Annotated in this window: 22 protein-coding genes; 3 read left to right on the top strand and 19 right to left on the bottom strand. The window is 41.8% G+C overall.

Annotation, left to right across the window (positions count from 1 at the left end):
• Positions 1 to 113 precede the first annotated feature (113 nt).
• The 16 genes from ACTJKA_RS04470 to ACTJKA_RS04395 all read right to left on the bottom strand — a co-directional run bounded on the left by ACTJKA_RS04470 (position 114) and on the right by ACTJKA_RS04395 (position 11,254).
• Positions 114 to 521: an Asp23/Gls24 family envelope stress response protein gene (locus ACTJKA_RS04470; protein ID WP_017357965.1), complete on the bottom strand. Its 408-nt coding sequence runs from the start codon at positions 519 to 521 to the stop codon at positions 114 to 116.
• 25 nt (positions 522 to 546) lie between these two features.
• Positions 547 to 1,896: an acetyl-CoA carboxylase biotin carboxylase subunit gene (accC, locus tag ACTJKA_RS04465; protein ID WP_008342217.1), complete on the bottom strand. Its 1,350-nt coding sequence runs from the start codon at positions 1,894 to 1,896 to the stop codon at positions 547 to 549.
• Between the two features lie 11 nt (positions 1,897 to 1,907).
• The gene (gene accB / locus ACTJKA_RS04460) at positions 1,908 to 2,390 is read right to left on the bottom strand and encodes an acetyl-CoA carboxylase biotin carboxyl carrier protein (RefSeq protein ID WP_008342216.1); all 483 of its coding nucleotides are present in this window, start codon (positions 2,388 to 2,390) and stop codon (positions 1,908 to 1,910) included.
• A gap of 194 nt (positions 2,391 to 2,584) precedes the next feature.
• The gene (locus tag ACTJKA_RS04455) at positions 2,585 to 3,217 is read right to left on the bottom strand and encodes a SpoIIIAH-like family protein (protein WP_024718861.1); all 633 of its coding nucleotides are present in this window, start codon (positions 3,215 to 3,217) and stop codon (positions 2,585 to 2,587) included.
• Positions 3,217 to 3,852, bottom strand: coding sequence for a stage III sporulation protein AG (gene spoIIIAG, locus ACTJKA_RS04450; protein ID WP_370539206.1), 636 nt, complete (start codon positions 3,850 to 3,852; stop codon positions 3,217 to 3,219). Before spoIIIAG ends, ACTJKA_RS04455 begins: the two co-directional genes overlap by 1 nt.
• A gap of 28 nt (positions 3,853 to 3,880) precedes the next feature.
• Entirely contained in the window at positions 3,881 to 4,513 is a 633-nt protein-coding gene (gene spoIIIAF / locus ACTJKA_RS04445) for a stage III sporulation protein AF (RefSeq protein WP_336749935.1), read from the bottom strand.
• A 14-nt stretch (positions 4,514 to 4,527) separates the two neighbouring features.
• Positions 4,528 to 5,721 carry a stage III sporulation protein AE gene (spoIIIAE, locus tag ACTJKA_RS04440; protein WP_017357967.1) on the bottom strand — a complete coding sequence of 398 codons (1,194 nt, stop codon included), beginning with the start codon at positions 5,719 to 5,721 and terminating at the stop codon, positions 4,528 to 4,530.
• A gap of 19 nt (positions 5,722 to 5,740) precedes the next feature.
• Positions 5,741 to 6,154 carry a stage III sporulation protein AD gene (gene spoIIIAD / locus ACTJKA_RS04435; RefSeq protein ID WP_087978339.1) on the bottom strand — a complete coding sequence of 138 codons (414 nt, stop codon included), beginning with the start codon at positions 6,152 to 6,154 and terminating at the stop codon, positions 5,741 to 5,743.
• A complete protein-coding gene (gene spoIIIAC, locus ACTJKA_RS04430) occupies positions 6,151 to 6,357 on the bottom strand; it encodes a stage III sporulation protein AC (protein ID WP_003153142.1) in 207 nt (68 codons plus the stop codon). Before spoIIIAC ends, spoIIIAD begins: the two co-directional genes overlap by 4 nt.
• Positions 6,358 to 6,376: 19 nt before the next feature.
• Entirely contained in the window at positions 6,377 to 6,892 is a 516-nt protein-coding gene (spoIIIAB, locus tag ACTJKA_RS04425) for a stage III sporulation protein SpoIIIAB (RefSeq protein ID WP_007501189.1), read from the bottom strand.
• Complete coding sequence (gene spoIIIAA / locus ACTJKA_RS04420; protein ID WP_440607638.1) at positions 6,886 to 7,809, bottom strand: stage III sporulation protein AA; 924 nt, start codon at positions 7,807 to 7,809, stop codon at positions 6,886 to 6,888. The genes spoIIIAB and spoIIIAA overlap by 7 nt, the downstream gene beginning before the upstream one ends.
• Before the next feature lie 66 nt (positions 7,810 to 7,875).
• Positions 7,876 to 8,157, bottom strand: a complete 282-nt coding sequence (locus ACTJKA_RS04415; protein WP_017367580.1) for a YqhV family protein — start codon at positions 8,155 to 8,157, stop codon at positions 7,876 to 7,878.
• A gap of 375 nt (positions 8,158 to 8,532) precedes the next feature.
• Positions 8,533 to 9,090, bottom strand: coding sequence for an elongation factor P (efp, locus tag ACTJKA_RS04410; protein WP_007501192.1), 558 nt, complete (start codon positions 9,088 to 9,090; stop codon positions 8,533 to 8,535).
• 25 nt (positions 9,091 to 9,115) lie between these two features.
• Positions 9,116 to 10,177, bottom strand: a complete 1,062-nt coding sequence (locus ACTJKA_RS04405; RefSeq protein ID WP_017367581.1) for a M24 family metallopeptidase — start codon at positions 10,175 to 10,177, stop codon at positions 9,116 to 9,118.
• A complete protein-coding gene (gene aroQ / locus ACTJKA_RS04400; RefSeq protein ID WP_007501195.1) occupies positions 10,174 to 10,617 on the bottom strand; it encodes a type II 3-dehydroquinate dehydratase in 444 nt (147 codons plus the stop codon). Before aroQ ends, ACTJKA_RS04405 begins: the two co-directional genes overlap by 4 nt.
• A 109-nt stretch (positions 10,618 to 10,726) precedes the next feature.
• A complete protein-coding gene (locus ACTJKA_RS04395; RefSeq protein ID WP_017367582.1) occupies positions 10,727 to 11,254 on the bottom strand; it encodes a YqhR family membrane protein in 528 nt (175 codons plus the stop codon).
• Between the two features lie 221 nt (positions 11,255 to 11,475).
• Between ACTJKA_RS04395 and ACTJKA_RS04390 the strand changes: the two genes are divergently transcribed.
• Entirely contained in the window at positions 11,476 to 12,432 is a 957-nt protein-coding gene (locus ACTJKA_RS04390) for a DUF1385 domain-containing protein (RefSeq protein WP_017357970.1), read from the top strand.
• Positions 12,433 to 12,470: 38 nt separating this feature from the next.
• The gene (locus tag ACTJKA_RS04385) at positions 12,471 to 12,866 is read left to right on the top strand and encodes an SA1362 family protein (protein ID WP_007501201.1); all 396 of its coding nucleotides are present in this window, start codon (positions 12,471 to 12,473) and stop codon (positions 12,864 to 12,866) included.
• On the opposite strand, the gene ACTJKA_RS04380 is transcribed toward ACTJKA_RS04385, so the two are convergent.
• From ACTJKA_RS04380 to ACTJKA_RS04370, 3 genes are all read right to left on the bottom strand, one after another.
• Complete coding sequence (locus ACTJKA_RS04380; protein ID WP_017357971.1) at positions 12,863 to 13,738, bottom strand: patatin-like phospholipase family protein; 876 nt, start codon at positions 13,736 to 13,738, stop codon at positions 12,863 to 12,865. The genes ACTJKA_RS04385 and ACTJKA_RS04380 overlap by 4 nt on opposite strands.
• 305 nt (positions 13,739 to 14,043) lie before the next feature.
• Positions 14,044 to 14,478, bottom strand: coding sequence for a transcriptional regulator MntR (mntR, locus tag ACTJKA_RS04375; RefSeq protein ID WP_017367584.1), 435 nt, complete (start codon positions 14,476 to 14,478; stop codon positions 14,044 to 14,046).
• 85 nt (positions 14,479 to 14,563) lie between these two features.
• Complete coding sequence (locus ACTJKA_RS04370) at positions 14,564 to 15,400, bottom strand: lipoate--protein ligase family protein (RefSeq protein ID WP_017357972.1); 837 nt, start codon at positions 15,398 to 15,400, stop codon at positions 14,564 to 14,566.
• Between the two features lie 219 nt (positions 15,401 to 15,619).
• Here ACTJKA_RS04370 and ACTJKA_RS04365 point away from each other — a divergent pair, with 219 nt between their 5' ends.
• On the top strand, positions 15,620 to 16,000 hold the full coding sequence (locus tag ACTJKA_RS04365) for a rhodanese-like domain-containing protein (protein WP_024718853.1): 381 nt from the start codon (positions 15,620 to 15,622) through the stop codon (positions 15,998 to 16,000).
• Positions 16,001 to 16,022: the final 22 nt, after the last annotated feature.

Genomic DNA, 16,022 nt, shown 5'->3' with positions numbered 1-16,022 from the left:
TGACGAAAAACGAATCACTCCATGCGTGACGTAATCATCATGTGGAATTTTCCCAAAAATGGGCTTTAAAAAACCAAAGAGGCAATGCCTCCTTGGTTTCACTTCAACCCTTTTTACATTTCTTGATCAACTTCAGCTTCAGCTGTTTTTGTATCAAATTGAATGCCGACGACATGAATGTTGATTTCATTAATCGTTAAGGCCGTCATGTTTAAAAGGGTTTGACGGATATTCTCTTGAACAGCAGTGGATACCTTTGGAATGGATAGGCCAAATTCAACCACACAATACACATCAATTGTGATGCCTTCATCAGAGACATCTACTTTCACACCTTTACGGTGATTTTTCTTCCCAAAGCGTTCTGCCACATCAGCAGCGAAGTTGCCGCGCATTTCCGCAATTCCTTCGACCTCTGATGCAGCGATCCCAGCAATGACTTCAATCACTTCTGGCGCAATTTGCACTTTTCCCAATTGATCTTCATCAAGGTTCATTTCAAGCAAATTGTTTTCTGACACGATCATTCACCTCCGAAAGCTGTTATTATTTCATAATTTGATACGTTTCTAAAAACTTCGTATTAAAATTACCGCTCACAAATGTTTCGTGCTCTAGTAATCTGAGGTGGAATGGAATCGTTGTGTAGACTCCTTCAATGACGAATTCTTGAAGCGCACGTTTCATTCTTGCTATTGCTTCTTCTCTCGTTTTACCATATGTGATCACTTTCGCAATCATACTATCGTAATATGGTGGAATCACATAACCAGGATAAGCGGCAGAATCAATACGTACTCCTAAACCGCCTGGCGGAAGGTACATTTTAATTTCACCAGCAGAAGGCATGAAGTTTTTCTCAGGGTTCTCTGCATTAATACGACATTCAATCGCCCAGCCTTCGTATACGACATCCTCTTGCGTAAGGGAAAGCTTTTCACCTGAAGCTACTTTAATCTGTTCTTTGATCAAATCAACACCAGTGACCATTTCCGTTACAGGATGCTCTACTTGGATACGTGTATTCATTTCCATGAAGTAAAACTTCTCTTCATTATAATCGTAAATGAATTCAACCGTTCCGGCACCTGTGTATTCAACAGCTTCGGCTGCTTTTACGGCAGCTTCACCCATTTGCTCACGAATATCTGCATTTAGTGCAGGTGATGGTGTTTCTTCCAGAAGCTTTTGCATTCTTCTTTGGATAGAACAATCACGTTCACCTAAGTGAATGGTATTTCCATGCTGATCAGCAAGGACTTGAATTTCAACGTGTCTAAAGTCTTCAATGAATTTCTCCAAATAGACACCTGGGTTCCCGAAGTTTTGTGCTGCTTCCTGCTGCGTGATGGTGACACCGTTAATGAGCTCTTCTTCTGTGCGAGCCACACGGATACCTTTACCACCGCCGCCTGCAGTTGCTTTAATAATGACAGGATACCCAATACCAGCTGCTGTTGAAACAGCATCATCAAGATCTTTTACGATTCCTTGAGAACCAGGGACAATTGGAACTCCAGCTTGCTTCATTGTTTCTCTTGCCACATCTTTCGTTCCCATTTTGGAAATTGCTGACGCAGTTGGTCCAACAAAGATGACATTACATTCCTCGCAAAGCTCTGCAAAGTCTGCATTTTCAGCAAGGAAACCATATCCTGGATGGATGGCATCTGTACCTGTTAGTTTTGCCACACTGACAATATTTGTTACATTTAAATAACTATCTTTTGAAGCAGTCGGTCCGATGCAATATGCTTCATCAGCCATTTGAACATGCAGCGCATCACGATCCGCTTCAGAAAATACCGCAACTGTTTCAATTCCAAGCTCTTTACAAGCACGGATGATTCTAACTGCGATTTCTCCTCTGTTTGCAATTAATAGCTTTTTAATCATGATCGTACTCCTTACTCTGCTTTCACTAGAAAGAGGGGTTGTCCGAATTCTACAAGCTGACCGTTTTCAGCTAATACTTCGACGATTTCGCCTTTTACTTCTGCTTCGATTTCATTAAACAGTTTCATCGCTTCAACGATACATACAACTGAGTTTTCCTTCACTTTAGAACCTGTTGTCACATATGGATCTGCTTCTGGTGAAGAAGAAGCGTAAAATGTGCCAACCATTGGGGATGTGATTTTATGCAGGTTTTCAGACGCGGCTTTCTCTTGTGCAGGGGCTTCGGTCTGAGCTGGAGCTTGTGCTTTAGGAGCTTGTTGAGCTGGAGCTGCTTGGACAGGAGCCACTGGTGCTTGTGCCGCAACTTGCTGAACGACTTCTTTATTTTTCTTTAACTTGATTTTTGCACCTTCATTTTCGTACGTAAATTCATCAATTGTTGATTCGTCAATTAATTTAATTAGTTCATGAATCTCTTCAATTTTTAACATGGATTTGCACCCCTATGTATGGATTTATCTTTTTTTATAGGCTAGTACTAAAAGTACATACTATAACCATCTTACAGGAGGATTTCGTTGAATTCAACTATTAATGTGATGAGACACCTTGCGCAAGCATCTGAAAAAGGGCGTCAACCCGCATGAAAAAACGCCCTTTTCAGAAAAGGGCGCTTGTGCATTTTTTATTGATTCGATGGCTCAAAAGTGACGGCTACGTTATCAAGCCCTCTCATTTCTTTTGTGACCAAATCAATAATATCTGCTGCTTGGGACTTTGATTTTTTATCAGAACGAACCGTGATGTTTACTTTATCTCCTTCTGCACTGACGAGCGCATCTTTATATCCTTTTGTTTTGATTAATGTCTCCAGCTGACGCTCTGTTCCTTCAGCCTCACTAAGTGCTGTCATTTGATCATAAGCTTCACTTTTCTCTTGCGCTGTTGCATCATCGCTAGACACGATTTCGTTATACTCTTCACGCTGCTTGCTGCGCTTATCTTCCAGTTCAAGTCTGTAGGTTGTGAAAAGTTCATCGTCGGTCTGCTCTGAAACAGCCTTTCCTTCTTCTCCACTTGTTTCAACATCTTCTTGTTTCGCATTGGTTTCTTTGTCAGTTGATTTCTCTTCTGCGTTCTTTTCGGTTCCTTTGTCAGTCCCTTTTTCTGGCTCAGCCTTTTTCTCTTCCATTCCTTTTGATTTTGTATCTTCTACTGTCACAGCATTCTCACCTTGTGGAGACATGATATAGTACACACTTAATACGACAACTAAACTTAGCATCGTTAATAGCCAAACCGTTTGTTTTTTTAACATCATTCCGAATCCTCCTTGATTTTTTTAGGGGCAACAGCCACTCTATGGCTCGGTACATCAAGCACTCGTGTAACCGCTTCAATGATGGTTTTCTTTATTTGAACGTTGTCTACTCCTTGAGCAACAACGAGGACACCTCGAATATCTGGCTTTTTCGTTTGGACAACAACAGGTGTTTCTTCATTGCCATTTTTAATAATGACAATCTCTTCTTCTTTTGTTTGATCCGTGACACTTCGCACGCCGCCTTCTTTGTCTGTTTCCTCGGTTGTAGTGCTTTTATTGGATTTGTTTTTTTCAAACACTTTTAAAGAAGTTGCGTCTACATTTACCACGATGGAAACATCCTCAACACCAATGATCGTTTCTAAAATCTCTTTCAGCTGATTTTCGTATTCTTGTTCAACATCCTCTATCGAGTTGTTTGACTTACCTGAAGAGGATGGTTTGAACACCGCCTGCTCTTCTGAGGATGTTTTTTTAGACGCAGGAACAGCAGCCTCTTGTTTGCTTGATGGCGGTGACAAAATTTGACTGACTAACATGAATGACACGCCGATGATGAAGACAAGCAGTAAGTAATGGTGCTTCGTTAATTTTGGTTTCCCTTCACCTTTTTCAGGTGCTTGGAACATTGATTTCAGTTTTTGTCTCCAGTCTTTGTTATTCATGATCTGCTGCGTCACCTCCCTCAATGTTGAGCGCAATGTGTTCAGGCCGTGTATTCCATACATCTGCAAGCGTCTCTTTCACCCTCGCCATCTCTTTTGCTGCCGCCCCGGCGCTTTCCTCCTTTTGCCTGGAGAGATCAATGTCGACCTTTGCCACCGTTTCTACAGCATCACCTGTGAGCGGGACAAGGACTGCTTTGATGCGAAATTGATCTGCCTCCATATTCTGATCAAGGTGCTCCTCATCTGCCAACACTTCTACGTGTTTCATTTCATAGCTCTCCTTCTCCAGTGGCTCCTTTGCGCTTTTTTCTAGTTGGACAGCCATTTGCTTTAAAATATATGCACGCTGTGAAGCTTGTATTTCTTTTTTTTCTAAATTCACCTGATTTTTTATTTCTTCTGATTGCGCTTGGTCCTTCCCTTTCATGATTTCTGAGAAAATTTGGTCCGGATCTGCCCGGAATAACGCAAAGATCGGATTGAGCATCACCACAATTAACAGTAAGCTGACGACCATTTTTGCATACTTCTGCATGCTTGAATTGGGAAGCAAAAGATCAATCACAATCGCAAATAAAATAAATAGGATAATACTTGTGATCCATTCTGTGAGAAAACTCAAATGGTGTCCCCTCCTTACTTCATCATCATGGTGAGGTTGCCAGCTGTGATGATAACGGTAATGCTTAAAAAGAACATAAGCGATACAACAGCTAATGCAGCAAATATATAAAGAACACTTTTTGAAATGACATCAAGGCAGCTAATAATCGGCCCGCCCCCTAAAGGCTGAAGAATCGCAGCGGCCAATTTATAAATCAGAGCGAGCGACAGCACTTTAATCGCTGGGAAAGCCGCAATTGAAATCAAAATGGCGACGCCTACAAGGCCAACCGTATTTTTCAGCAGCACAGAGGCGCTGATAACGGTATCTGTCGCATCAGTAAACATTCTGCCAAGGACAGGGATGAAATTTCCGGTAATAAACTTGGCTGTGCGAAGAGCGATTCCATCAGTGATAGCAGCAGATGCCCCCTGTACAGAAATGACGCCGAGGAATACGGTTAAAAAAACAGCGAGCCCGCCAATGGCGACATTTCTTAACAGCTGGGCAAGCTGGGTCACTTTGTATTGTTCGGTCAATGTACTGACGATGCTCAAGATCGCTGATAAAAAGATGAGCGGAAGAACGACATATTGAATAAAAACACCGCTCGTGTTCATTAAAAACAAAATCACAGGATGAAAGAATCCGGCTGAGACAAGCCCGCCTGATGAGGCAATAAGTGCTAATAAAAGAGGAATAAGAGCAAGAATAAAACTAGTCATCGTTTGAATGGCTTCTGTTGCATAAGAGATCGCAACATGAAAACTGTTTAATGCAATAATGATAAGCACCATATAAACAAGAGCGTATGCAACTTTACTAACAGTGCTTTGTTCAAACGCATTTTGCAAAAGCTGCAAAAGCGAACAAAAGATGGTGAGTAATATAAGTGTACCTAAGAGCTTTCCATTGGCAATCAGCTCATGAAACAGATAATGAACAAAAGCCTTCAGCCACGTTTGGGGAGACAGCTCTTTATCGCCATCGATCATTTCCTTCACTGTACCTTTTTGGCTTTCAGGCAGAAAGCCGCCATACTCGTCCAATATCGTTTCCCAAAAGTCACTGATAGAATGAAGCTCTAAGGCATCAGCCTGTCCACCCGCAACTTCTTCTGCGACCGGTTCTTCACTTGATAAAGGCACACTTTCTTCTGCACCTGCATACGGAACAATCATCCAAAAGAACATCATAAACCCTAGCACAGCTGTCACCCGTTTCATCATCATCACCTCTTTTCCATCAAGTCATGGACGGGATCATACCTAGGATCGTCTCAATGATGACCGTTAAAATTGGTACCGCCATGACCAAAATAAGAATCTTGCCGCCAAGCTCTATTTTTGAAGCGATGGCGCCTTGTCCAGCATCCTTTGTGAGCTGGGCACCAAATTCTGCAATATAGGCAATGCCAATGATTTTCAAAATGGTTTCAACGTATTTCATATTGACGCCGGCACTAGCTGCAATTTTTTCAATCATGGAGATAATGGCATAGATTTGATCGATTAAATAAAGGAAAATGACACACCCAGTAAACACAACAAGCATAAAGGCGAAGGTTGGCTTTTGTTCTTTGACGATTAATGCTAGAAAAGTAGCGATTAAACCAAGTCCAACAATTTGAATAATTTCGATTTGTAAGCCCTCCCCTATCCTTGAAATAGAAATACGGCTTTAATCTTCTTAAACAAATCATCTACAATGGTAGCAACCATAAATAAAATGTAGATAAATCCAAGTAGTGTCACCCACTGTGCGTACTCTTTTTTCCCCATTTGATCTAAAATCGTATGGAGAAAAGCCACGACGATACCCACTCCTGCAATTTGGAATATGACGTTTACATCAACGCCCATGCTCTCGACTCCCTTCTTCTCACATCAATAACAGAATCAGTAGTAAACCACTTAGAAAACCAAGACTTCTCACCATTTTTTCATTTTTTGCTTGGGCAACTTCAGCTTCTTTTTCCTCTGATTCCAAATGGCCTAAAGCTAGCTTGATATATTTTTGCTGAGCCGTCACATCATGCTGACCAAGGGTTTCTCCAAAGTGCTTCAGCGCCTCATATTCGCCTTTTTTTAATACGGTTTTTTTCCATACATCCTCTAGACTTTCATTCCATGCATGCCTCGCAGAAAAGGTTCCGACGTTGAGTTTTTCTGCAAATTGTTCAAATAGCCGATTCACAGGCGGTCCTACTTGGGACGCAATTTGGTCAGCGGCTCTAGCTAAAGGTGTTTGACCATACATAATTTCAGCTTCAAGAGATTGGAGTGCAAACCGGAGCTGGCGGATTTGCTTTGGCCGATCACTGTACCGCTTCGCAAACTCGAATCCTCCCCATGTCGTAGCCGCAACAATGAAAATAGCACCAATAAGCTTTAACATACGTCCACTCCCCGCCTCCGCTTCAGCTCTTGTCCCTCTTGGTCAAATATCCGTCCGATCGTGCCAGGCCCTTTTTCTCTATTTAATTCCACATATCGATCAAACACACGAAGCTGCCATAACGGTTCAAATGATGGCCGTTTAGATAAGTCTTCAAGAGAATACCCATGAGCTGAGACGATAATGGTGACTCCAGCATGGATTGCTTCTAACAGTGCCTGTACATCTTCACTTTTTCCGATTTCATCGACAATGATGACTTCCGGGCTCATGGATCTGATCATCATCATTAATCCTTCAGCCTTTGGGCACGCATCAAGTACATCAATCCGGTGCCCAAAAGAATGCTGCGGCACTCCTCTTATACAACCTGCGATTTCAGATCGTTCATCTACAATCCCTGTTTTTCTAGGAGAAATGGCTGTTGTTCCTTTACTGACAAGACGTGCTAGATCACGCAGCAATGTCGTTTTCCCGGTTTGCGGCGGACCTATAATCAGTGTGTTACACCAATGTTTTTCATATAAATAAGGGAGAAACGGCAAAGCAATTCCGATCTTCTCTTTTGCGATGCGAATATTAAATGAAGAAATATCTCTTAAGCCTTTGACGAATCCATTTTCGACGATGACCTTTCCAGCAAGCCCAACCCGATGTCCGCCAGATATGGTGATATAGCCCTGCTTTAACTCTTCCTCAAGTGTGTACATGCTGTAATTACTGAGCCTGCCTAATAGCTGAGCCGCATCTTCACCTGTTGTATGATAGGAAAGAAAGCGTGGTTTTCCACCTTGCATCAGCTCAATCGGGCGATCGGTGCGAATGCGGATTTCTTCTATTTGCGCCCACTCTGCATCTTTTAACATGCTGAGTTCTTGTCCAATTGAGTGCGGGAGAATATCCAACAAACTCCGCAACGAATTCCCCTCCTTTTTTTCTTCTCTAAAATGTATGATGTATGCCGTTAATTATGCCAAGCCATTTCACTTATAAATTCCAACAAGAATAAATACGACACCAATGAAAATAAACACAAGCTTCGCATAGGATAACTGCCCTGCAATTTGGTAGATTCCAATCGTCATCGTGATAATAAAAATGAGCGGCCCGATGATCGCTAATATACTATTGATGACAACCGCTTTACGCACATCATTTGTCACTAAAATGAGGATGGCGGCCGTCAGTTCAATCGCGGCAGATAGAAACCTCATCCCTGCCATGGCAGCGACTGATGGGTGTATACCCGGGAGAAATTGTTTCATATAGAACCTCCAGCTTTTTTTACACTATATGCTTCACTAGCTAGAAGTAGTCTTGTTTTTCAAAAGGAAGAGAGATGGATGAGAGAATAGAGTAAGGAGTGTCATAACGAGGCGTCCTATTTTTCAAATAAAAAAAGACTGTAAACACGAAGTTTACAGTCTCAGATAGTTGACAAAGGGATAAAATGAACTTGATTTTATCCCTTTGTCTTCTTTTCAGCGTGATAGAAAACCTTTGCAGTCTAGGAAGAACGAGTACTGGCGCGGAGCGAATTTGACATTCGTGAGCACCAGCACGCAGGACTGACAAAGAATGCGAGGGTTTGCCTACACGCTGAGACTGTAAACACGAGGTTTACAGTCTCTCTCCGTTCATTACGCTCTTGAAACGTATGAACCGTCAGATGTATTGATCACTAGTTTATCACCTTGGTTCACAAAGAAAGGAACGTTCACGATTAAACCAGTTTCTGTTTTTGCAGGTTTTGATCCACCTGATGTCGTATCACCTTTAATACCAGGCTCTGTTTCTACTACTTCTAGTTCTACAGTGTTTGGAAGTTCTACTCCAAGTGTTTCATCACCGTACATGACGATTTGAACCGACATATTCTCAAGCAAATATTTCAGCTCATCTTTGATTTGCGCTTCGCTTAGTTCAAGTTGTTCGTATGAACTTGTATCCATGAATACATGCTGATCGCCATTTGCATATAAATATTGCATTGTTTTTGTTTCAATTTGAGCTTTCGCTACTTTTTCACCTGCACGGAATGTTTTCTCTTGAATCGCACCTGTACGCAGGTTACGCAGTTTCGAGCGGACAAACGCTGCGCCTTTTCCTGGTTTTACGTGTTGGAAATCCACTACACGCCAAATACCGCCGTCCACTTCAATTGTCAGGCCTGTACGAAAATCGTTTACTGAAATCATTTTGTCATCCTCCTACATTTCACCATCATAATATGATAAGTTCTTTCGGTGAGTGGGTCAATCGTTTATTGCCGTCAGCTGTCAGGACAATATCATCCTCAATTCTCACGCCGCCGACATCCGGCAAGTAAATGCCTGGTTCAACTGTCACAACCATTCCCTCTTCTAACACGACATCTGAGCGTGAGGAAAGGCCAGGTGCTTCATGTACTTCCATACCAAGACCATGTCCAGTCGAATGCCCGAAGTATTGACCGTAGCCATACTTTTCAATGATGTCTCGTGTGATGCGATCAGCTTCTTTTCCTGTTAAGCCTGGCTTGATTTTATCCACACCAGCGTTTTCTGCTTCTAATACGATATGATAAATTTCCTTTAATTTGTCGCTTGGTGTTCCTACAGCAATGGTTCTTGTCATGTCTGAACAATAGCCTTTATAATAGGCACCGAAATCCAGTGTCACCAAGTCGCCAGATTCAATCACCTTTTCGCTCGCTCTCCCGTGTGGCAGGCTTGAACGAACGCCAGAGGCAACAATCATATCGAATGAAGATCCTTCTGCCCCTTCTTTTCTCATGAAAAATTCAAGCTCGTTCATGACCGCAATTTCTGTCAGGCCCGGCTTGATGTACGTGAGAATATGATCAAAGGCACGATCTGCAATCTTCGCAGCTTCCTCTAATATCTTAATCTCTTCATTAGACTTAATCAAGCGCAACTTTTCAACTGATTCTGAGACTGGAACAAGCTCGATACCGCTTGCTTTCCCCGAGTACTGCTGGTAGGTGGCAAATGTCATATGGTTTTGTTCAAAACCAAGACGTTTCACCCCAAATTCGTTTGCCGTTTGGACAGCAGTTTCCACAATGTTTCCTTTATGTTCAATGATGTCATAGCCCTTTACTTGATCCTTGGCTTGCTCTGTGTAACGAAAATCCGTAATAAAGGCGGCACGATCCTTTGAAACGATGGCAAGACCGGCTGATCCAGTAAAACTCGTCATATAATGTAAATTAAAGCTGCTCGTAATCACTAAACCATCTATGTCTAATTCAGCTAAAAGTTTTCTTAGTTTTTCAAGTTTCATGATACTGCTCCCCCTTCACTGACTAAATAACGAATCGCCAATTTATATCCTTCTAAACCAAGTCCAACGATTTGACCTTGGCATACTGGAGCAAGAACCGAATGATGGCGGAATTCCTCTCTCTTATGAACATTTGTGATATGTACTTCGATGACAGGTAACGTAATACTTGCAATGGCATCTCTCAGTGCATAGCTATAGTGGGTAAAAGCACCCGGGTTAAACACGACGCCATCGTACTGGTCTTCTGCTTCATGGAGCGCATCGACCAAATCTCCCTCGTGATTCGATTGAAAGAACGTCAATTGAATATTTGCTCTTTCTGCAAACTGAAACAAATCCGTTTCTAAATCTGTTAATGTTTTACTTCCATAAACTCCTGGCTCTCTCTTGCCGAGCCTATTTAAGTTGGGCCCATTCAGCACTAGAAAATGAGGCATATGACCACTCCTTCACCCTAATTCACTCTATATCGATGTCTGTTTCTTTTTCCTTAGAAACCTTTCGTTTCCAAAAATAATTTTATCATATGAATGGTGGATTTACACTTTATTCTGTCTTTTTCCCGAGTGCCCTTGCAAGCTTCTGACTCGTTAATTCATTATATTCAAATGAAATACTGTATCCGACAAACATGCCATATAAAATATATAGGCAAAATGTCGTCACAATGGTGCTTTGCTGCAAATCTTGCACTTGCTTCACATCGGGGAATATAGGATTAAATACATAAAAAACAAGCAGCCACAAAATCCCTCCATAAATCAGTCCCATCCAAAAACCTTTTATCCGTTTGAGCAGTCCATAATAAATAAAGGCTGCCCCAATAGATAAAATCCCTAAAAGTACAATACTCATAAATGTACCAAGTCCGCCTTTTTTCCATTCACCAAGCACAAATGGCTGCAACAGCATATTTGGACTCACCTCTGAAAAATGAAACATATGGGTCAGAAATCCGATAAAGCCCCAAAAAACTCCGCCGACAAAACCTGTGGCTGCTGCCCTTGCCACCATTGAAGACGTTTGTACTGATTGATTTTTTTCTTCTTGGTTTTTCTTTTCATCACGTTTCATATAAACACCTCCAGCAAGTAGTATGTCCAAAATGTCATGAAAAAAAAGGATTTCCGTGCGAGAGTGTAAAATTTTTATAACAGGGTATACTGGCTAAAAAGAGGTAGATAGAATTCTAGTAGATAATCGACCTGTGAGCTAGTGATTTCCCCTCTTTTCCTGTACAATAAAGGTATAAGGAAATGCATGTAAATTACAGGAAACAGGCAGGTTGATGAAATATGTCCAATCAAACAAAACCTCCAGCATATGGAGGGCAGGCAGTTGTGGAAGGTGTCATGTTCGGAGGTAAAATGAACTATGTGACAGCGATTCGGCGTAAGGATGAGTCGATTGAGTTTTTAAAGCTTCCCCGGACCTCCAATAAACGAACCGCCTTTCTTAAGAAAATCCCTTTTGTCAGGGGTGTTGCTGCACTTGTTGAAGCAAGCGCAAACGGCAGTAAGCACTTAAACTTCTCCAGCGAGCGCTATGACTTAGATCCTTCTGAAGATCATTCTCTTGAAAAAGAACAAAAAAGCTCGAAATTATCAATGATCTTTGGCATTGCTGTGATCGGAGTTCTCTCTCTTCTTTTTAGTAAATTTGTCTTTACTTTAGTGCCTGTCTTTTTAGCTGAACTTGTGCGTCCGGTGTTTTCTGGAAACTTCGCACAAATTGCAGTGGAAACATTCTTTAAATTGATCCTGTTATTAGGCTATATTTACTTTATTTCCATGACCCCTTTAATTAAAAGGGTATTTCAATATCATGGGGCAGAACATAAAGTCATAAACTGCTATGAACAGAATCTTGACATCACAGTGGAAAATGTCCAAAGCCAATCTCGCCTGCATTATCGATGCGGCAGCAGCTTTATTTTATTCACTGTCATTGTCGGCATGTTCGTCTATTTACTCGTACCGACAGATCCTTTATGGGTGAGAGTTCTGAATCGCTTGGCGCTTATTCCGGTTGTTCTGGGCATTTCATTTGAAGTGCTTCAGCTCACAAACAAACTCCGTGACGTGCCAGTGCTTAAAGTGCTTGGCTATCCTGGCCTTTGGCTGCAATTGCTCACAACAAAAGAACCCTCTGATGATCAAGTCGAGGTAGCCATTGCAAGTTTTAATGAACTTCTTCGTTTAGAGGAAGCATCTGCGAAACAAGCATCAGATTCTGCTCATCAAGTGATCTAGTTTATAAATCCGGTAAATTCTTTCGGAGGTGGACAGTTATGAATCGCCGAGTACATCCTGCTTTTACCATTATTTTCGCTTTAGGTGTTTTGGGATTTGTGTATTTACTCACAACGAATCCAAGCAGACTCTTTACAATGCTGCTATCAGTTGTGATCGTTGGAGCGGTTCTATTTTTCTTATTTAGATGGCTGATGAATCGAAGAACTGGAACAGAAGGAAATCTTTATCGTAAAGCAGTCAAACAATCAAAACGTCGCTACCAGCAGCCTAAACCAAAAACGAAAAGCCAGATGAAAAACCGGGTCACTCATTTGCGAAGCGTGCCGACTGACCACAAGTCGAAGCCCGTCCTTCTCAAAAAGAAAAGCCAAACACATTTGACAGTGATTGAAGGCAAGAAAAACAAAAAGAAAAATCGCGCCTTATTTTAAAATGTCCAGCTCTTTAAAAATTGCTCGGCCTTCTGTCTGCCTAGATCGACGAGCGCCCTTTTCTTTTCTGTCATGAGATGAAAATCAGTGGCAATGACGTGTTCTACAGGAATAAAAATAATATGACGTTCGTGTTTTGTGGCAATATGTCTTTCGTCATGAGCACCACGCATCGTTTCAAATAGAGCGCCAAACAGTTCAAACGCATTGCGGATGGAATGTTGAGGGCGTTCTTTTTCGTTTGGGGTTAATGTGACACCGACAAACGGTCTTTTTTTCTCTTCAGCAAAAAGCCAAATCGGAAAGTTGCTGAGCACGCCGCCATCCACTATGGTACAAATTCCTTTTGAAGACCTCAGTTTGACAGGTTCGAAAAAATACGGCAGACTGCAGCTCATCCGAATGGCCCTGGCAACAGAAAACCGTTCTGGATTTAACCCATAGGAAGGAAGGTCATCTGGAAGGACAAGGATTTTGCCATTTGTTAAATCAGAAGCGACGATTTTGAGCGTATCTTTTTTCAGATCCCCAAATACGGTGACACCTTTTCGTTTTAACACGTCTGTCAGCCATTTTTCTAGACGGTCACCTTTGTAAAGGCCAAGGCGCCAATAAATAGACACCCACCTGAGCATTTTAAACGGGATGAATTGACACCTTCGATCAAGCAATTGATGCTCATCCATTTCGTCTAACAGCTCCCGAATCTCCTGGCTCGTAAAACCCGCTGCGATGAGTGAAGCAATGATCGCTCCCGCACTTGTTCCAGCGAGACGGACAAATTGAAATCCTCTTGCTTCAAGCGCTTCATAGGCGCCTGCAAGCGCTGCACCCTTAATGCCTCCACCTGAGAACACACCATCTATCTTCATCAAGGAGCCCCCTTTTCTGTCACACTATTAATAGTGTAGGAGCATTTGCCTTTCATTAGAACTATATTCAAAAAGGACACCCTTCGACAGGTGTCCTTTCAGCGTGTAGACAAACCCTCGCATTCGGTGTCAGTCCTGCGCTCCGGTACTCACGAATGTCAAATTCGCTCCGCTCCGATGCTCGTCCTTCCTAGACTGCAAAAGTTTTCTTTCACGCTGAAAAGAAGACAAAGAGCTAAAATAAAGTACATTTTACCCCTTTGTCAACAATTTAAAAGGACACCCTTCGACAGGTGTCCTTTTTCTTAAGATTCTTGATTTGTTTGTTCGTTTTTCTTTTGAATCGCTTTCAGCTGAACGGATCGCTCATCGTTTTCTTCAAAGAATTGGACAAGATCGCCGATGCGGTCAATGCTGTTCCAGCTGAGATGATGCTCAATACCTTCTACATCATCATAAATTTTCTCTTCATCTACACCAATGATTCTTAAAAATTGCTCTAGCAGTTCATGTCTGTATACGAGACGTTTTCCAATTTTTTTGCCTTTCGGGGTTAAAATTAGACCACGATATTTCTCATAAATGAGGTATTCATCTTTATCTAGCTTCTGAACCATTTTTGTTACAGAGGAGGGATGGACAGTGAGGGCTTCTGCAATATCAGATACTCTTGCATATCCTTTTTCTTCTATCAGCATATAAATTTGTTCAATATAATCTTCCATACTAGGTGTAGTCATAAAACCCCTCCAAAATGCACCTTTACTTAATAATCATAACAATTCTACACCATCGCCCATTAAAAAACAAGAAGAGTCCTTCGTCTTAACGTTTGTAATTCCAATCATCTGTGGCGTATTTCGTTTTGGCGAGGTGATGAACAAATGCCAACTCTTCATCTGTCAGCTCATAAGGCACAAGCTCGATATTTAATCCTTTTTCAAACCCTCGTTTAAATGCAACACGCGCATCGTCTATTGTACATGTTCGATCTGAAATTTCATTGATCGCCACCGCTTTGTTTTTAAAGCTGCGCTGCATCCGCTCTCTCACCCGGTCGTTTGGATACAGAAATAAATCAAACAATTTATCCTCATCAAGATCAATTAAAATCGAGCCATGCTGGAGGATCACACCTTTTTGCCTTGTTTGCGCACTGCCTGCTACTTTTCTGCCTTCTACAACAAGCTCGTACCATGAAGGCGCATCAAAACATACAGACGATCTTGGATTTTTTAAGCTTTCTTTTTCTTTTTCTGTACGAGGAATGGCAAAATACGCATCGAGTCCCAGTTCTTTAAAGCCCTCTAAAATCCCTTCTGAAATGACGCGGTATGCCTCTGTCACCGTCGCCGGCATCTCTGGGTGCTCTTCTGACACGATGACACTGTAGGTCAATTCCTGATCATGAAGAACGCCGCGGCCTCCTGTAGGCCTGCGAACAAATCCAAGACCATAGCGCTCAACCGCTTCCATGTTGATTTCTTTTTCAACATGTTGAAAATATCCAACAGATAATGTCGCTGGATTCCAACCATAAAAACGGATCACAGGCGGGATCAGCTTCTCGCTATGCCAATAAAGCAAGGCTTCGTCCATTGCCATGTTAAAGGCAGGGTCTTGGTTTCCTGTATCAATGAAACACCATTTCTCTTTTTGCATATAAAATCCCTTCTCTTTTACGTAGTCAATGTTAGATAATGGTGGTGACCACCGATTTTCTCTCTTCATCAGTCTATCAAATAGGGAAGGAATTGAAAATAATTCTTACCATTTATGATGACAAGTTTCTTTTGCTTTACTATAATAGTATTTGTCTAAAACGTACCATCAGACAGGTGACTGTGCTGATGCTCAAGAAGGAGTCGAGTCGTATTGCCAATATTCAACTATATCGTCCTCTCACTTTGTGGACTTTTCGTTCTTTATTCCATCGGCAGTTACATTTATCAGCAGCGCATTATGAAAACGCTGACGGAAGCAGAATTTATCAAAGGTTACCGCAAAGCCCAACTCATTGATGTGAGAGAACCAAATGAGTTTGAAGGTGGACATATTTTAGGCGCAAGAAACATTCCCCTTTCACAATTAAAGCAGCGCAAAAATGAAATACGCCCTGACAAGCCTGTTTATCTCTATTGCCAAAATAATTTGAGAAGCGGAAAGGCTGCTCAAACGTTACGTAAAAATGGCTGTCGTGAGATTTATAATTTAAAGGGCGGCTTTAAAAAATGGGGCGGCCGCATTAAAACAAAGAACTAACAAAAAAGACTCTGGGAGCTAT

The organism is Bacillus sp. 22190 (genome assembly GCF_052045575.1).
GTDB lineage: Bacteria > Bacillota > Bacilli > Bacillales > Bacillaceae > Bacillus > Bacillus altitudinis.
This window is presented reverse-complemented; position numbering and strand designations above follow the sequence as displayed.